Source organism: Micrococcus sp. EYE_212 (assembly GCF_023147585.1).
GTDB lineage: Bacteria > Actinomycetota > Actinomycetes > Actinomycetales > Micrococcaceae > Micrococcus.
Genome location: NZ_JAHXOZ010000001.1, coordinates 146,728 through 164,239, shown reverse-complemented (window position 1 = coordinate 164,239; position 17,512 = coordinate 146,728). Strand labels below are relative to the sequence as shown.

Below are 17,512 nucleotides of genomic sequence, written 5' to 3'. Positions count from 1 at the left end.
GTCACGACACGCCACGTGCACCGCGGACGTGACGGCGTGTCGTGACCACTCGGCTGCGGCGTCGAAAGGGACTCCCTGCGGCGTCGAACGGGACTCCCTGCGGCGTCGAACGGGACTCCCTGCGGCGTCGAAAGGGACTCCCTGCGGCGTCGAACGGGACTCCCTGCGGCGTCGAAAGGGACTCCCTGCGGCGTCGAACGGGACTCCCTTCGGCGCCGCCGTCGTCTGCGGTCCATGACAGATCCATGCGGCTAGGCTCGAGGCGGCGACGCGGGCCGCGCACCATCTGCCCACGTCGCCCCACCGTGCCACCGCCGAACAAGGAGCCGCCCGTGAGCGCCGCCCAGCCCGTCGTCCTCATCGCCGAGGAACTCTCGCCCGCCACCGTCGAGGCCCTCGGCCCCGACTTCGAGATCCGCCACACCGACGGCGCCGACCGCGCCCGCCTGCTGGCGGACCTGCCCGGCGTGGACGCGATCCTCGTGCGCTCCGCCACGCAGATGGACGCCGAGGCCATCGCCGCGGCCACGGACCTGAAGGTCATCGCGCGGGCCGGCGTCGGCCTGGACAACGTGGATGTCCCCGCCGCCACCGCGGCGGGCGTCATGGTGGTCAACGCGCCGACCTCCAACATCGTCTCGGCCGCCGAGCTGACGTGCGGCCACATCCTCTCCGTGGCGCGCAACATCGCCCCGGCGAACCGCGCCCTCAAGGCGGGGGAGTGGAAGCGCTCCAAGTACGCGGGTGTGGAGCTGTTCGAGAAGAAGCTCGGCGTGATCGGCCTCGGCCGCATCGGCGCGCTCGTGGCCGAGCGCATGAAGGCCTTCGGCATGGAGATCCTCGCGTACGACCCCTACATCAGCGCGGCCCGGGCCCAGCAGCTCGGTGCGACGCTCGTGGACCTGGACGCCCTGCTCGAGCAGTCCGACTTCGTCACCATCCACATGCCCAAGACGCCGGAGACGGTCGGCATGATCGCGGACGAGCAGTTCGCGCGCATGAAGGACACCGCGTACGTGATCAACGTGGCCCGCGGCGGCCTCGTGGACGAGGACGCCCTCGCCCGCGCCCTGGACTCCGGAGCGATCGCCGGCGCCGGCATCGACGTGTTCAGCTCCGAGCCCGCCACGGACCTCGCGTTCTTCCAGCACGACTCCGCCGTCGTCACCCCCCACCTGGGCGCCTCCACCGCCGAGGCGCAGGAGAAGGCCGGCGTCGCCGTCGCCAAGTCCGTGCGCCTCGCCCTGGCCGGCGAGCTCGTGCCCGACGCGGTGAACGTGGCCGGCGGCGTCATCCACGAGGACGTGCGACCCGGCCTGCCCCTGGCCGAGAAGCTCGGCCGCACGCTCCGCGCGCTCGTCGGCGAGGCCTCTCTCGAGTCGGTGGACGTGGAGGTGGCCGGCGAGATCGCCGAGCATGACGTGAAGGCCGTCCGCCTCGCCGCCCTCAAGGGCGTGTTCACCGACGTGGTCTCCGAGCAGGTCTCCTACGTGAACGCCCCCGTGCTGGCCGAGCAGCGCGGCGTGGAGAGCCGCCTCACCACGACCCCGGTGGCGGAGTCCTACCGCAATGCCATCACCGTGAGCGGCGTGACGTCCACGGGCGAGAAGACCTCCGTGACCGGCACCCTGACCGGCCCGAAGCAGGTGCAGAAGCTCGTGGGCGTGGACGGCCACGAGATCGAGGTGCCCCTCGCCGAGCACCTGCTCGTGTTCGGCTACGCCGACCGCCCGGGCGTCGTCGGCATCCTCGGCCAGACGCTGGGGGAGCAGGGCGTGAACATCGCCGGCATGGACGTGTCCCGCGATGCGGAGGGCACCGCGCTCGCGGTCCTGACCCTCGACGCCGGCATGGCGGCGGGAACGGTCGGCGCCCTCGCGCAGGCCATCGGCGCCGAGCGGGCCGCGGAGATCGACCTCTCCGAGTGAGCCCGCGGCCGGCGTCGACCGGCCCGCCGCCGACGTCGGCGCGTCGCCTCCCCGAGGTGGCGCGCCGACGTCGTGGAGGGGAGCGGGACGGCCGGAGGCCCCGCCGGTAGACTCGCTGACCGTGACTGACGAGCGTGTGCCCTACTACCTGACCACCGCGATCCACTACCCGAACGGCGAGCCCCACATCGGCCACGCCTACGAGATGGTGGGCGCCGACGCGATGGCGCGCTTCGCCCGGCTCGACGGCCGCGACGTGCGCTTCCTCACGGGCACGGACGAGCACGGCCAGAAGATGGCGCAGACCGCCGAGCGTGAGGGCGTCACGCCCCTGGAGCTGGCCACGCGCAACTCCGGCGCGTTCCGGCGCATGGACGACGAGGTCCTGGACGTCTCCTACGACCGGTTCATCCGCACCACGGACGCCGACCACCACGCCGCCGCCCAGGAGATCTGGCGCCGCATGGAGGCCAACGGGGACATCTACCTGGACCGCTACGCCGGCTGGTACTCCGTGCGGGACGAGCGCTTCTTCACCGAGGAGGAGACCGAGGTCCGCGAGGACGGCACCCGCTGCGCGACCGAGACCGGCACCGAGGTGACGTGGACGGAGGAGGAGTCCTACTTCTTCCGCCTCTCCACGTACCAGGAGCCGCTCCTGCAGATGTACCGGGAGAACCCCGGCTTCGCCGCGCCGTCCTCCCGGTTCAACGAGGTCATCCGGTTCGTGGAGGGCGGCCTGACCGATCTCTCGATCTCCCGCACGTCCTTCGACTGGGGCATCCCGCTGCCCGCACCGGCCGACCCGTCCGCCGAGGATGCCCAGTCCCGGAAGAACCACGTCATGTACGTGTGGGTGGACGCGCTCGCGAACTACCTCACGGGCGCCGGCTGGCCGGAGACGGACCCGGCCGCGGTGGAGCGGTACTGGCCGGCCGACGTGCACATCATCGGCAAGGACATCTCCCGCTTCCACTGCGTGTTCTGGCCCGCGTTCCTCATGTCCGCCGGGATCGAGCTGCCGAAGCGCGTCATGATCCACGGGTTCCTGAACAACAACGGCGAGAAGATGTCCAAGTCGCTGGGCAACGTGGTGGCGCCCGCCGACTGGGTCGCCCGGTACGGCCTCGACGCCGTGCGCTTCTTCCTGCTGCGCGAGTTCCCCTTCGGCGCGGACGGCTCGTACAGCCACGACGCCGTGGTGGGCCGCAAGAACGCGGACCTCGCCAACAACCTCGGCAACCTGGCCCAGCGCTCGCTCTCCATGGTGGCCAAGAACTGCGACGCCGCCGTGCCCCGGCCGGGCGGGCTCAGCGAGGCGGACACCGCGATCCTCGCCCAGGTGGACGCGCTCCTGGAGAAGACGCGCGCCGCCTATGCGGAGCAGGACTTCCACGCGGCGCTCGAGGAGACGTGGCGCGTGCTCGGCGAGGTCAACGCGTACTTCGCGGACCAGGCCCCATGGGTGCTGAAGAAGAGCGACGAGCCGCGCATGCGCACCGTGCTCTACGTGACGCTGCAGGCCGTGCGCCGCGTCGCGCTGCTCGTGCAGCCCGTCATGCCCGGCTCGGCCACGCGCCTGCTGGACCTGCTCGGCGTGGCCGCCGAGGGCGACGCCGGCCGCACCGGCGCCTCGGGCACCGGCGCCCGCTCATTCGCCGCGTTCGGCGACGACCTCGTCCCCGGAACGCCCCTGCCGAAGCCCGAGGGCGTCTTCCCGCGCCACGAGGAGGCGGCCGAGGGCTGAGCGGCGCCTCACCCCGCCCCGGACGGCGGCGCCCCGGTCCCGCGGCCGGCGCGCCGCCGTCGCCGTCCTGCTGTCCACGAGGTGAGACGCCGCGTCACGCAATGTGGTCCGGGCGGGGCCCGGTCCTAGCCTGGAGCGCATGACCGAGACGCCCCGCACCGACGCCCTGCGCAGCACCGACGTGACGGCCCTGGACCTGGCCGTGATCGGCGGTGACGGGATCGGCCCCGAGGTGACGGAGCAGGCCGTGGCCGTCCTGCAGGCGGCGCTCGCCGCTGAGGGCCGCCCCGAGGCCCGGCTGACCGACTACGCGCTCGGCGCCGAGCACTGGCTGGCGACCGGCGAGACCCTGACCGACGAGACCCTCGAGGCCCTGCGCGGCCACGACGCGATCCTCTTCGGCGCAGTGGGCGCCGCCCCCGGGGACACGCGCGTCCCGTCCGGGCTGATCGAGCGCCAGATGCTGCTGCGCCTGCGCTTCGCGCTGGACCACGGCGTGAACCTGCGTCCCGCCACCCTGTACCCGGGTGCGAAGAGCCCGCTGACGCAGCCCCGGGACATCGACTTCACGGTGGTCCGCGAGGGCACCGAGGGCCCCTACGTGGGCAACGGCGGCGTGATCCGCGAGGGCACCGAGCACGAGATCGCCACCGAGGTGTCCGTCAACACCGCCCACGGCGTGCGCCGCGTGGTGCGGGACGCCTTCGAGCGCGCGGACGCGGGGGAGCGCAAGCGCCTGACCCTCGTGCACAAGCACAACGTGCTGGTGCACGCCGGGCACCTGTGGCGCCGCACCGTGGAGGCGGTGGCCGCCGACTTCCCCGAGGTCACGTGGGACTACATGCACGTGGACGCCGCGACGATCTTCCTGGTGACGGACCCCTCCCGCTTCGACGTGATCGTCACGGACAACCTCTTCGGCGACATCCTGACGGACCTCGCCGCCGCGATCACGGGCGGGATCGGCCTCGCCGCCTCGGGCAACATCAACGTGGAGGGCACGGCACCGTCCATGTTCGAGCCGGTCCACGGCTCCGCGCCGGACATCGCCGGCCAGGGCGTCGCGGACCCGGTCGCCGCGATCCTCTCCGCCGCCCTGCTGCTCGAGCACGTCGGGGAGGCCGGCGCGGCGGGACGCGTGCGCACTGCGGTGTGGGCGCACCTCGAGGACCGCGCGGACGGCGATCGGGGCTCGACCGCCGAGGTGGGCGCCGACGTCGCCCGCCGCGTCTGAGACGCGCGCCACAGACCGCCGCCCCCACGGGTCTACGATGGACCCGCGCCCACCCGCCCCACCCCGATGGAGGATCCCTCGTGTCCGAGACCGTGTTCACCCGGCAGCCGCACCTCTCCCCGCTCTCGGAGGAGGAGCGCGTGGAGATCCTGCAGGACCCCGGCTTCGGCAAGGTCTTCACGGACCACATGGTCTCCGTGGACTGGACGTGGAGCGAGGACGGCGGCGCGTGGCACGACGCCCGCGTGGAGCCCTACGGCCCCCTCTCCCTCGACCCGTCGGCGTCCGTGCTGCACTACGCCCAGGAGATCTTCGAGGGCCTGAAGGCCTACCGCCACGGGGACGGCTCGGTGTGGACGTTCCGCCCCGAGGCCAACGCCGCGCGCCTCAACCGCTCCGCCGTGCGCCTGGCCCTCCCCGAGCTGCCCGAGGAGATCTTCCTCGGCTCCCTGAAGGCCATCGTGGAGGCGGACCAGGGGTGGGTGCCGGACGGCGAGGGCCAGTCCCTCTACCTGCGCCCCTTCATGATCGCCACGGAGGCGTTCCTCGGCGTGCGGCCGGCGCGCGAGGTGCGCTACATGGTGATCGCCTCGCCGGCCGGCAACTACTTCGGCGGCGAGGTCAAGCCCGTCACCATCTGGGTCTCCCGCGAGTACGCCCGCGCGGGCAAGGGCGGCATGGGCGCGGCGAAGACCGGCGGCAACTACGCGGCGTCCCTCCTCCCGCAGCTGCAGGCCGCGTCGAAGGGCGCGGATCAGGTGGTCTTCCTCGACTCCGCGAACGACGACGCCATCGAGGAGCTCGGCGGCATGAACGTGTTCTTCGTGTTCTCCGACGGCCGCCTCGTCACCCCCGCGCTGAGCGGCAGCATCCTCGAGGGCGTCACCCGCTCCTCGATCCTCCAGCTGGGTCGTGACATGGGCCTGACCGTGGAGGAGCGCCGCATCACCCTGGCCGAGTGGGCCGAGGGCGTGCGCTCCGGGGAGATCACGGAGGTGTTCGCGTGCGGCACGGCCGCGGTGGTCACGCCCATCGGGCGCCTGCTCGACGGGGACGACGTCATCGAGTCCGCCGGCGGTGCCGGCGTCACCTTCAGGATCCGCGCCGAGCTCGAGGGCATCCAGACCGGCACGGTCGAGGACCGCCACGGCTGGCTGCACCGCCTGGTCTGAGCAGGCCCGAACCAGGGTCTGCATGCATGGACAGGGTCTGCGTCCAGGACGCAGACCCTGTCCACGTCGTCAGATCCGACGGCGGCCCGACCGCCGGCGCCGCCGTCGCCGAGCGACCGGCGCGCGGGCACCGCGGTGAGACGTGAGACACTCCCGGGGTCGAATCCGTCACCCGCGATCAGGAGTCTCCGTGAGCTCGCACCGCTCCTCCATCCCCGCCCCCGCCGAGGGGACATCCCCCCACCCCGAGGAAGGCCAAGCACAGCTGCCGCCCGTCGAGGCGGAGCACCGCCCCCGCTGGACCCCCGTGAGCATCGCCGTCTGGGCCCTGCTCGCCCTGCTCGGCGGCGTCGCCTGGACCATGCTCGCCCTGCACCGCGGCGAGTCCATCAACGCCATCTGGTTCGTGTTCGCGTCCGTGGCCACGTTCCTGATCGGCTACCGCTTCTACTCGCGGTACGTGGAGCGCCTCATCGTCCGCCCGGACGACACCCGCGCCACCCCGGCCGAGTACCGCGCCGACGGCCGCGACTACGTGGCCACCGACCGCCGCGTGCTCTACGGCCACCACTTCGCCGCCATCGCCGGCGCCGGCCCGCTCGTCGGCCCGGTGCTCGCCGCGCAGATGGGCTATCTGCCGGGCACCATCTGGATCATCGTGGGCGTGATCCTCGCCGGCGCGGTCCAGGACTACCTCGTGCTGTTCTTCTCCATGCGCCGCGGCGGCCGCTCCCTCGGCCAGATGGCCCGGGAGGAGCTCGGCCGGTTCGGCGGCACCGCTGCCATCATCGCCACGCTGCTCATCATGGTGATCATCACCGCGATCCTGGCCCTCGTCGTCGTCAACTCCCTGGGAGAGTCCCCGTGGGGCGTCTTCTCCGTCGGCATGACCATCCCGATCGCCCTCTTCATGGGCCTGTACCTGCGCTACCTGCGCCCGGGCCGCATCACCGAGGTCTCGGTCATCGGCTTCGTCCTGCTCATGGCCGCCATCGTCGGCGGCGGCTGGGTGGCCGGCACGGAGTGGGGCGCGGCCCTCTTCACCCTGGACCGCGTCACGATCTCCTGGGCGATCATCGCCTACGGGTTCATCGCCGCCGTGCTGCCCGTGTGGCTGCTGCTCGCCCCGCGCGACTACCTCTCCACCTTCATGAAGATCGGCGTCATCGCGGGCCTGGCTGTCGCCATCGTCATCGTCCAGCCGCGCATCACCGCGCCGGCGTTCTCCGAGTTCGCCTCGGGCAACGCCGGCCCCGTCTGGCCGGGTTCGCTGTTCCCGTTCCTGTTCGTGACCATCGCGTGCGGCGCGCTCTCCGGCTTCCACGCCCTCATCGCCTCCGGCACCACGCCGAAGATGGTGGAGAAGGAGCGTCAGACCCGCTTCATCGGCTACGGCGGCATGCTCATGGAGGCCTTCGTGGCCATCATGGCGCTCGTGGCGGCCGTGTCCATCGACCGCGGCGTGTACTTCGCCATGAACGCCCCCGCCGCGCTCACGGGCGGCACCCCGGAGTCCGCGGCGGCCTGGGTCATGTCCCTCGGCCTGGCCGGCGTGGACGTCACCCCGGAGCACCTGACCACGCTCGCGAACCTCGTGGGCGAGGAGACGGTGGTCTCCCGCACCGGCGGCGCCCCGACGCTCGCCGTCGGGCTCTCCCTCATCATGGGCCAGCTGGTCGGCGGCGAGGCCCTCATGGGCTTCTGGTACCACTTCGCCATCATGTTCGAGGCGCTGTTCATCCTCACCGCCGTCGACGCCGGCACGCGCGTGGCGCGCTTCATGCTCCAGGACTCGCTGGGCAACGTCGTCCCGCGCTTCCGGGATCCGTCCTGGCGCCTGGGCGCGTGGGTGTGCACCGCGATCATGGTGGCCGCGTGGGGCGCCGTCCTGATCATGGGCGTCACCGACCCGCTCGGCGGCATCAACACCCTGTTCCCGCTGTTCGGCATCGCCAACCAGCTGCTGGCGGCGATCGCGCTCGCCGTCGTGCTCACCATCGTGGCGCGCCGCACCCGCGGGAAGGGCCTGTGGATCGTGGCCCTGCCGCTCGCGTTCATCACGGTGGTGACCACCGTGGCGAGCTTCCAGAAGATCTTCTCGCCGGTGCCGGCGGTCGGCTACTGGGCGCAGCACCGTGCGTTCCAGGACGCGATCGCGGCCGGCAAGACGAGCTTCGGCGCCGCCAAGACGCCCGAGGCCATGGACGCGGTGGTCCGCAACACGGCCATCCAGGGCACGCTCTCGGTGGTGTTCCTGGTGCTCGCCCTGATCGTGATCACCACGTCCGTGCTCGCCACCCTGCGCGCGCTGCGCGGTGTGGACGCGCCCAACCACGAGGACCCGTACGTGCCCTCGACGCGCTTCGCCCCGGCCGGCCTCGCGGCCACCGCCGAGGAGAAGGAGATCCAGCGTCAGTGGGACGCCCTGCCGGCGGAGAAGCAGCCGGTGCGGGGGCACTGACGTGCCCGGTCCGCACGCCACGACGCCGGACGTCGCCTCCCCCGCGGAGGCTGCGTCCGGCGTCGGCGGCCGGCGCGGCGCGTGGGCCTCGGCCCGCTGGTGGCTGCGCCAGCTCACGGGGGAGGGGAAGTACGACGCCTACCTGGCCCACCACCGGGCGCGCCACCCGGACGTGGACCCGATGACCGAGCGCGAGTTCTGGCGCGACGAGTACGCGAAGCAGGACGCGAACCCGGGCAGCCGCTGCTGCTGAGGGGCAGCGCCCGCCCACTAGGCTGGCCCCCATGCGCATCGCTCGTTTCGTGGACCAGGCCGAACCGACCTACGGCATCGTGGAGGGCCCGGCGGACGCCGACCTCTCCGAGCTGAGCATCACCGCCCTGCAGGGCGACCCGTTCTTCCACGGGATCCGCCCCACCTCCACCACCCACAGGCTGGAGGACGTGCGGCTCGTGGCGCCGATCATCCCGCGCTCCAAGGTCGTGGGCGTCGGCCGCAACTGGGCGGACCACGCGAAGGAGCTCGGCAACGCCGTGCCCACCGCGCCGCAGTTCTTCCTCAAGCCCAACACCTCGGTGGTCGGGCCGAACGAGCCCGTCACCCTGCCCGCCTGGTCGGACGAGGTGTCCTACGAGGCCGAGCTCGCCGTCGTCATCGGCACCATCTGCAAGGACGTCCCGCTGAACCGCGTGGACGACGTCGTGTTCGGGTACACCGTGGGCAACGACCTCACCGCCCGCGACGCCCAGCGGACCGACCTGCAGTGGGCCCGCGCCAAGGGCTTCGACGGCGCCTGCCCGCTCGGCCCGTGGATCGAGACGGAGCTGGACGTGGAGGCCGCCGGCGGCCTGCGGATCACCTCCCGGCTCGACGGCGAGACCCGCCAGGACGGCACGACGACGGACATGGTCTTCGGCGTGCGCGAGCTGGTGGCCGCCGCCTCGGAGATCTTCACCCTCCTGCCGGGCGACGTGATCCTCACCGGCACCCCGGCCGGCGTCGGCACGGTGGCCGAGGGCCAGCGCGTCGAGGCCGAGGTGGAGGGCATCGGCGTGCTCGCCACCCCCGTCCGCCGCTGAGCCTGGGGGAGCCCCGCGTAGACTCGGGACATCATGACTGAGCCCACCGCCCCCGTGTCCGAGAACACCACCGCCCCCGAGAACGCGCCCGCGATCTTCGCCGACGTCCCCCAGGTGGACGCCGACACTCCCGTGCGCGTGCGCTTCTGCCCCTCGCCCACGGGAACTCCGCACGTCGGGATGGTCCGCACGGCGCTCTTCAACTGGGGCTGGGCCCGCCACACCGGCGGCACGCTCGTCTTCCGCATCGAGGACACGGACGCGAAGCGCGACTCCGAGGAGTCCTACCAGCAGCTGCTCGAGGCCCTGCGCTGGCTCGGCATCGACTGGGACGAGGGCGTCGAGGTGGGCGGCCCGCACGAGCCCTACCGCCAGTCCCAGCGCGGTGAGATCTACGCCGAGGTCATCGAGAAGCTCAAGGCCGGCGGCCACATCTACCCCTCCTACTCCACCCCGGACGAGATCGAGGCGCGCCACCGGGCCGCCGGGCGCGACCCCAAGCTCGGCTACGACGGCGTCGACCGCGACCTGACCGAGGACCAGGTCGCCGCCTTCGAGACCGAGGGCCGCACGCCGGTGTGGCGCCTGCGCATGCCGGACACGGACATCACCTTCACCGACCTGGTGCGCGGGGAGATCACCTTCAAGGCCGGCTCCGTGCCGGACTTCGTGGTGGTCCGCGCGGACGGCTCGGCGCTCTACACGCTCGTGAACCCGGTGGACGACGCGCTCATGGGCGTCACCCACGTGCTGCGCGGCGAGGACCTGCTCTCCTCCACCCCCCGGCAGATCGCGCTCTACCGCGCCCTGTACGCGATCGGCGTCGCCCAGTACATGCCGGTGTTCGGCCACCTGCCGTACGTGATGGGCGAGGGCAACAAGAAGCTCTCCAAGCGCGACCCTCAGTCCAACCTGTTCCTGCACCGGGACAACGGCTTCATCCCGGAGGGCCTGCTGAACTACCTGGCCCTGCTGGGCTGGTCGCTCTCCGCGGACGAGGACATCTTCACGCCCGAGCAGTTCATCGAGAACTTCGACGTGCACAAGGTCCTGGCCAACCCCGCCCGCTTCGACGAGAAGAAGGCGATCGCCATCAACGGCACCCACGTGCGCATGCTGGAGCCGGCCGACTTCCAGGCACGCCTGGTGCCGTACCTGCACGCCGCCGGCCTCGTGGACGCCCAGCCCACGGAGCGCGAGCAGCGCATCCTCGCCGCCGCCGCGCCGCTCGTGCAGGAGCGCGTCCAGCTGCTCGGCGAGGCCGTCGAGATGCTGCGCTTCCTCTTCACGGAGGACGGGGACATCGCCACGGAGGCCGGGGCCCTCAAGGGCATGCCCGCGGACCTGCGCGCCGCCGTCGCCGCGGCCCGCGAGGCGCTGGCAGCCCTGCCGGCGGATGAGTTCACCACCGAGCGGATCGAGGCCGCGCTGCGCGAGGCCCTCGTGGAGCGACTCGAGCTCAAGCCGCGCCAGGCCTTCGGGCCCGTGCGCGTGGCCGCGACCGGCCGCAAGGTGTCCCCGCCGCTGTTCGAGTCCCTCGAGATCCTTGGCCGCGACTCCGCGCTGGCCCGCCTGGACCGCTTCGCCGCGGAGCAGGGCCTCGACGCCGCGCTGCCCACGGACGCGTGAGCCGCGCCTCGGGGGCTGGCGGCCCGTCGGCCCCCGCGTGGGACGGGGTCCTCTTCGACCTCGACGACACGTTGCTGGACCTGCGCACGGCCCAGCACGCCGCGTTCCACGCCACCATGCGCCACCAGTGGGCCGGGGTGGGCGGCGTGGCCCCGGGGGTGCTCGCGGCAGCCGTCGAGGCGTTCGCCACGGACGCCGACGGCCACTACGACCGCTACCTCGCCGGCGAGCTGACCTTCGCGGGGCAGCGGCTGGCCCGGGCTCGTTCGGCGCTCGAGCGCCTGGGCGCGCCCGCGGAGGCGGCCGAGCCGCTCGAGGCGCTGTGGCTCACGGACTACGAGGACGAGATCCGCGCGCACTGGGCGCTCTTCCCTGCGACGGCGGACGTGCTGGCCGCGGTGCGCGCGTCCGGCCGCGCGGTGGGGATCGTCACGAACAACGTGGAGGAGTACCAGCGGGGCAAGGCGGACGCGCTCGGCCTGGACTGGGTGCGCGTGCTCATCGGCTCGGACACGGCCGGTGCCCCCAAGCCGGACCCCGCGCCGTTCCTCGCCGGGTGCGCGCGGATGGGGACCGAGCCGGCCCGCACGCTCATGGTGGGGGACAGCCTGTCCAGCGACGTCGCCGGGGCTCGCGGCGCCGGGCTGGTCCCCGTCTGGCTCGCGCCCGACGACGCGGAGGTCCCGCGCGACGCCACGGCGCCCGAGCCCGATCAGGACCCGGCGGCCGATGCCGCCCCCGTCGCGCCGCGCTGGGACGCGGAGCGGGAGTGCTGGCGGATGGACGCCATCGGCGGCCTGCTCACCTGGCTCTGACGCCGATGTTGCGTGGGCGCCGGGCATGGGGTAGAGTTCCTACTCGTTGCCGGGGAGGTCCGGGGACATCCAGCTTGTGAATAGCACTGATGGCAAGCGATGCTTGACATGCAGTGGGGTATGGTGTAATTGGCAACACAACGGTTTCTGGTACCGTCATTCTAGGTTCGAGTCCTGGTACCCCAGCGAGTCTTCGACTCAGTGAGCGCTGACAGCAGTCGGCGCGCACGGCCCCATCGTATAGCGGCCTAGTACGCCGCCCTCTCACGGCGGTAACGCGGGTTCAAATCCCGCTGGGGTCACGCACGCATCACGTCCACGGACGCGGTGCACGGACGGTCATGCGAGCCGTCCACCTGCTCGGTGAGGCAGGCGCACAGAACTCTCCACCCGCTTCCGGCAGCGATGCCGGGGGCAGCTCGGCCCCATCGTATAGCGGCCTAGTACGCCGCCCTCTCACGGCGGTAACGCGGGTTCAAATCCCGCTGGGGTCACGTGAGTGACGCAAGCCCGGTCCATCTGGACCGGGCTTGCGCCGTCTCCGGGGCAGTGCCCACCCGTCCTGTTCCGGGCCCGGACGGGCCCCTCGTGTGAGAATGGGACGCGTGCATCCCACTGACGAGAACGCCCCCACTCCGCCGCAGGGCACCGCCACGCCGGGCATCGACACCGCCGTCCGCCGCGTCCGCGACCACGTCGCCGACCTGGACCTCGGCTTCGAGACGCCGTCCGCGCAGGCGGACCGGGCCGAGCGCGAGCGCACCCTCCACCAGATCGACGACTACGTCCTTCCCCGCCTCGACTCCCTCGACGCCCCCCTGCTGGCCGTCGTCGGCGGCTCGACCGGCGCGGGCAAGTCGACCCTGGTCAACGCCCTCGTGGGGCACCAGGTCTCCCGCTCCTCGGCCCTGCGCCCCACCACACGCCAGCCCCTGCTCCTGCACAACCCGGCCGACGCCGCGTGGTTCACCGGCCCCCGCGTGCTGCCGGACCTGGCCCGCGTGACCGTGCACCGCACGGAGGCCGGCGGCCCCGTGGAGCCGGACTCGAACGCGATGGACACGGTCGCGCTCGTCGCGGAGCCCTCCCTGCCCGCCGGCATCGCGCTGGTGGACGCCCCGGACATCGACTCCGTGGCCGACCAGAACCGCGCCCTGGCCCGCCAGCTCCTCGAGGCCGCGGACCTGTGGATCTTCACGACGACGGCGCACCGCTACGCCGACGCCGTCCCGTGGCAGCTCCTCGACCAGGCGGCCGCCCGCGACATCACGGTCGCCGTCGTGCTGGGCCGCGTGCCTGAGGGCGACGCCGAGTCCATCACCCCCGACCTCCAGCGCATGCTCACCGAGCACGGCCTGCCCGACGCCCGCATCCACGTGATCCCGGAGACGCGCTTCGACGAGACGGGCCTGCTCCCGCAGGAGCATGTGGCCAGCCTCCGCGCGTGGCTCGAGGAGCTCGCGCACGACGCCCAGACCCGCTCCGCCGTGGCCCGCCGCACCGTGGACGGCGTCCTCGCGCAGCTCGCGGACCGGGTGGAGGACCTCGCCCGCGCCGAGGAGGACCAACAGGTGGCCGCAGCCGGCCTGGCCCGCTCCGTCACGGACGCCACCGAGCAGGCCGTGGAGACCGTCCAGCACGCCACCTCGGACGGGACGCTCCTGCGCGGGGAGGTGCTGGCCCGCTGGCAGGACTTCGTGGGCACCGGCGAGTTCTTCCGCGGAGTCGAGAGCGCGATCGGCCGCATCCGCGACCGCGTGACCGCCCTCGTGCGCGGCCGCCCGGCCCCGGTCGAGGAGGTCGAGTCGGCGCTCGAGACCGGGCTGCACGCCGTCATGGTGGAGGCCGTCGCCACGGCCGCGGAGCAGGTGGAGCGCCGCTGGGCGGCCGAGCCCGCGGGCCGTGCCCTCGTGGCCGGCCGTGACCTCGGCGCGCTGCCCGCGGACGTGTCCGAGCGCGCCGCCGCCGTGGTCCGCACGTGGCAGCAGGACGTGCTGTCGCTCATCGAGGAGGAGGGCGCCGGCCGCCGCACCAGGGCTCGCCTGGCCGCCTTCGGCGTCAACGCGGCCGCCGTGTCCCTCATGGTCCTCTCGTTCGCCTCCACCGCGGGGCTGGCCGGCATCGAGGTCGGGATCGCCGGCGGCGCCGCCGTGGTGGGCCAGAAGCTGCTCGAGTCGATCTTCGGCGAGGACGCCGTGCGCCGCATGGCCAAGCGCGCCAACGACCTCCTCGAGGTCCGGGTGCGGACGCTGCTCGAGGAGGTGCTCGCGGGCCGCTTCCTGCCGCTGCTCGCCCTGGACCGCGACCCCTCGGACACCGCGGCGCTGCGCGCCCTCGTCCCGACCCTGCGTCGCGGCGTGGAGGCCGGCCTCGACGGCCACCCCGGTGAGGAGGGCGATGAGCCCGCCCTTCCCGGCGTCGACCTCACCGCGGCCGCACCGGCCGAGCGGACGACCCCTCCCGCCGACGTCGTCGAGGGCCGCCTCGTCGCCGAGTCCGAGGAGGACGCCCGATGAGCCGCGCCGTCGCCACCCTGGACGAGCGCCTGAGCGCACTCGGCGAGGCCGCCGACCTGGGGCGGAACCGCCTGCCGGACGGGCCCGTGGACACCGCCGAGGCCGCCGTGCGCGCCGCGGGGGAGCGCCGCTCCCTGTCCGCCGAGCACACCGTGGTCGGCTTCTTCGGGGCCACCGGCTCCGGCAAGTCGTCCCTGTTCAACGCGCTGACCGGGCGTGACCTCGCCCGCGTGGCCGCCACCCGCCCGACCACGTCCGAGCCGCTCGCGGCGGTGTGGGGCGTGCGCCACGGCCAGGGCCTCGGCGGCGGCCCGGACGCGGACGGCACGGGGGAGGGCGGCGGCGCCGCGGCCCTGCTCGACTGGCTCGGCGTCACGCGCCGCCACCTGCTGGACGAGGCCCCCGTGCTCGACGGCGGCCGGAGCGGGTTCCTCGGCATCGGCCACAAGGACGGCGCGGACGCCACGGGCCTCATCCTGCTCGACCTGCCGGACATCGACTCGGTGGAGCTGAACAACCGGGAGATCACGTCCAAGCTGGCGGGCCACGTGGACGTGCTCGTGTGGGTCGTGGACCCGGAGAAGTACGCGGACGCCGTGATCCACCGCGACTTCCTCGCCACGATGGGCTCGCACGCCGCCGTCACGCTCGTGCTGCTGAACCAGGTGGACCGCCTCACCGTGGCGGACCGGGACACCGTGCTCGCCTCGCTGCGCCACATGCTCACGGGCCACGGCCTCGCGGACGTGCGCGTCCTGCCGGTCTCCGCCCGCACGGGCGAGGGGCTCGATGAGGTCGGCCGCCAGCTCGCGTCGATCGTCGCGGCCCGGGGCGCCGCCGTCGAGCGCCTGGGCGCCGACGTGGCCGCCCGGGCCGATGACCTCTCCGCGGCCTCCGGCACGGGCGATCCCGCCGGCGTCACGGACGGGCTCGAGCACCGCCTCGGCAAGGACCTCGCGGTGGCCGGCGGCGTGCCGGCCGTGGTGCGCGCGGTGGAGGGCTCCTACCGCCTCCGCTCGGCCAAGCAGACCAGCTGGCCGGTGCTGCGCTGGATGCACTCCTTCCGGGCCGATCCGCTGCGCCGCCTCCACCTCATGCCCGAGCGGGCCTCCGCCCGCCGCGACCGGGACGAGATCGAACGCGACCCCGCGGTGCACCGCACCTCGCTGCCCACGCGCACGGGGACCCAGCGGGCCGTCGTCGAGGGCGCTGTGCGCACCGTGGTCACGGAGGCGTCCGCGGGCGCGCCGGAGCCGTGGGCCGCGTCCATCCGCCGTGCCGGCCGCGCAGAGCTCGACGCCGTCCCGGACGCCGTGGACCAGGCGATCTCCGCCACCGACCTGGGTGCCGCCCAGGGCAGCTGGTGGTGGCCCGTCCTGAACGTGCTGCAGTGGCTCGCGCTGCTGACCGCGGTGGTCGGCGCAGGCTGGCTCGGCCTGCTGGCCCTCGCCGTGTACCTGCAGTTCGCGCTCCCGCCGGCGCCGAGCGTGGAGGGCTTCCCGATCCCGACGCTGCTGCTGGTCGGCGGCCTCGCGCTCGGCCTGCTGCTGGCGCTCCTGGCGGTCCCGCTCACGCGCTGGACCGCGGCGGCGCGCGGCCGCCGCGCCCGCCGTCGCCTCGAGGAGTCGACGACGGCGGTGGGCCGCCGCCTCGTGGTGGACCCCGTGACCGCCGAGATCGAGCGCTACCACCGCTTCCAGTCCGCGATCGGGACGGCGGCGGGCACGTCCGCCCGCGGCCGGGGACGGGCGCGCCGGTGACGGGTCCCGGTGGTGCCGGCCTCACGGTCGGCGAGCTGTCCGAAGAGGGCCTCCTGGAGATCATCCAGGGGGCCCTTGCCCCTGCCAGTGCCCCCGCGCTGTGGCCGGCCGACTCCGTTCCGCCCGGGGACGACGCCGCCGTCGTCCCCGCCCCGCGCGGCGCCGTGGTGGTCTCCACGGACGCCATGGGCGAGGGCACGGACTTCCTGCTGATGTGGCCTGCCGGGGTGCGCACGCGGGGCTACGACGCCGGCTGGAAGGCCGCCGCGCAGAACCTCTCCGACATCAACGCGATGGGGGCGATCTCCTCCGCGCTCGTCACGGCGCTGACGCTCCCCGAGGGCACGGACGTCGCGTGGGTCCGCGGGTTCGCGCGGGGGATCGCGGGCGCCATCGCCCGGCTCGGCGCCGGCGGGTGCCGCGCCGCGGGCGGCGACCTCGGCACGGGGGAGCGGATCCAGGCCGCCGTGACGGTGCTCGGGGATCCGGGTGCGGGGGTGCTGGAGCGCCGACCGCGGCGCGCGGAGGACCGGGACCGCCTGCTCGCCGAGGGCGCGGACCTGGTCCACTGCCAGGTGCTCGGGGGACTCGTCGGCGGCGGACCGGGCTGGGCTGCCGCCGGGCTGCGCCTCCTGCTGACCGAGCGGGCCGAGCTCGAGCGCCGCTGGGACGCCCTGCCCGCGGAGCAGCGGCCGGGCGCCCGCGAGATCGCGCGCGCCGTCCAGGGGCAGCTGCGCCCGCGGCCGCCCCTCGCCGCGGGACCGGCCGCGCTGGCCGCCGGGGTGCTCACGCTCATGGACGTCTCCGACGGGATCGGCCGGGACGCGCACCGCATGGCGCGGGCCTGCGGCACGGGGGCCTCGGGTGGTCGGGTCGAGGACGGCCGGGCACGGACCCTGACCCCGTGGGTGGCCGACACCTGGGTGGCCGAGGTCGCCCGTCCGCTGGCGCGCGTGGCCGCGCTGGCCGGCGTCGCGCCGGAGGCCCTGGTTCTCGCCGGCGGCGAGGACTACGGGGTGGTGGGCCTGGCCTGGCCGGAGACCGCGCTGCCGGCGGGGTTCACCCGGATCGGGCGGATGCTCCCGGCCGGCGCCGAAGCACCGGCCGGCCATCGGCTCCTGCCCGAGCGAGGCTGGGACCACTTCGGCGGCTGACGCGCCTCGGGCTGTCG

The 17,512-nt window shown here is 73.8% G+C and carries 12 protein-coding genes and 3 tRNA genes; all 15 read left to right on the top strand.

The window, feature by feature from the left end:
- Positions 1-332 precede the first annotated feature (332 nt).
- Positions 333-1,928 carry a phosphoglycerate dehydrogenase gene (gene serA / locus KZX60_RS00785; protein ID WP_248115128.1) on the top strand — a complete coding sequence of 532 codons (1,596 nt, stop codon included), beginning with the start codon at positions 333-335 and terminating at the stop codon, positions 1,926-1,928.
- Positions 1,929-2,049: 121 nt separating this feature from the next.
- Positions 2,050-3,675 carry a methionine--tRNA ligase gene (metG, locus tag KZX60_RS00780; RefSeq protein WP_248115127.1) on the top strand — a complete coding sequence of 542 codons (1,626 nt, stop codon included), beginning with the start codon at positions 2,050-2,052 and terminating at the stop codon, positions 3,673-3,675.
- 139 nt (positions 3,676-3,814) lie between these two features.
- Positions 3,815-4,909 (top strand): 3-isopropylmalate dehydrogenase, encoded by a 1,095-nt coding sequence (locus tag KZX60_RS00775; RefSeq protein ID WP_248115126.1) that lies wholly within the window; start codon positions 3,815-3,817, stop codon positions 4,907-4,909.
- An 80-nt stretch (positions 4,910-4,989) separates the two neighbouring features.
- A complete protein-coding gene (locus tag KZX60_RS00770; protein ID WP_248115125.1) occupies positions 4,990-6,081 on the top strand; it encodes a branched-chain amino acid aminotransferase in 1,092 nt (363 codons plus the stop codon).
- Positions 6,082-6,346: 265 nt separating this feature from the next.
- The gene (locus KZX60_RS00765; RefSeq protein ID WP_248115315.1) at positions 6,347-8,542 is read left to right on the top strand and encodes a carbon starvation CstA family protein; all 2,196 of its coding nucleotides are present in this window, start codon (positions 6,347-6,349) and stop codon (positions 8,540-8,542) included.
- A gap of 1 nt (position 8,543) precedes the next feature.
- A complete protein-coding gene (locus KZX60_RS00760; protein WP_248115124.1) occupies positions 8,544-8,795 on the top strand; it encodes a YbdD/YjiX family protein in 252 nt (83 codons plus the stop codon).
- A gap of 31 nt (positions 8,796-8,826) precedes the next feature.
- Positions 8,827-9,621: a fumarylacetoacetate hydrolase family protein gene (locus tag KZX60_RS00755; protein ID WP_248115123.1), complete on the top strand. Its 795-nt coding sequence runs from the start codon at positions 8,827-8,829 to the stop codon at positions 9,619-9,621.
- Positions 9,622-9,654: 33 nt separating this feature from the next.
- Positions 9,655-11,250 (top strand): glutamate--tRNA ligase, encoded by a 1,596-nt coding sequence (gene gltX, locus KZX60_RS00750; RefSeq protein ID WP_248115122.1) that lies wholly within the window; start codon positions 9,655-9,657, stop codon positions 11,248-11,250.
- A complete protein-coding gene (locus KZX60_RS00745; protein ID WP_248115121.1) occupies positions 11,247-12,065 on the top strand; it encodes an HAD family hydrolase in 819 nt (272 codons plus the stop codon). Before gltX ends, KZX60_RS00745 begins: the two co-directional genes overlap by 4 nt.
- Positions 12,066-12,179: 114 nt before the next feature.
- Positions 12,180-12,251 (top strand) — tRNA-Gln (locus KZX60_RS00740).
- Between the two features lie 43 nt (positions 12,252-12,294).
- Positions 12,295-12,367, top strand: a tRNA-Glu gene (locus KZX60_RS00735).
- Positions 12,368-12,486: 119 nt separating this feature from the next.
- Positions 12,487-12,559: transfer RNA gene (locus KZX60_RS00730), tRNA-Glu, on the top strand.
- 111 nt (positions 12,560-12,670) lie between these two features.
- Positions 12,671-14,581 carry a dynamin family protein gene (locus KZX60_RS00725; protein ID WP_248115120.1) on the top strand — a complete coding sequence of 637 codons (1,911 nt, stop codon included), beginning with the start codon at positions 12,671-12,673 and terminating at the stop codon, positions 14,579-14,581.
- Positions 14,578-16,341 (top strand): GTPase, encoded by a 1,764-nt coding sequence (locus KZX60_RS00720; RefSeq protein ID WP_248115119.1) that lies wholly within the window; start codon positions 14,578-14,580, stop codon positions 16,339-16,341. The genes KZX60_RS00725 and KZX60_RS00720 overlap by 4 nt, the downstream gene beginning before the upstream one ends.
- On the top strand, positions 16,338-17,495 hold the full coding sequence (locus KZX60_RS00715; protein ID WP_248115118.1) for an AIR synthase related protein: 1,158 nt from the start codon (positions 16,338-16,340) through the stop codon (positions 17,493-17,495). The genes KZX60_RS00720 and KZX60_RS00715 overlap by 4 nt, the downstream gene beginning before the upstream one ends.
- Positions 17,496-17,512: the final 17 nt, after the last annotated feature.

Excerpts from the sequence above, each read along its gene's own strand:
- gltX (WP_248115122.1), top strand. The coding sequence starts at position 9,655 with ATGACTGAGCCCACCGCCCCCGTGTCCGAGAACACCACCGCCCCCGAG.
- KZX60_RS00755 (WP_248115123.1), top strand. The coding sequence starts at position 8,827 with ATGCGCATCGCTCGTTTCGTGGACCAGGCCGAACCGACCTACGGCATC.
- KZX60_RS00775 (WP_248115126.1), top strand. The coding sequence starts at position 3,815 with ATGACCGAGACGCCCCGCACCGACGCCCTGCGCAGCACCGACGTGACG.
- KZX60_RS00720 (WP_248115119.1), top strand. The coding sequence starts at position 14,578 with ATGAGCCGCGCCGTCGCCACCCTGGACGAGCGCCTGAGCGCACTCGGC.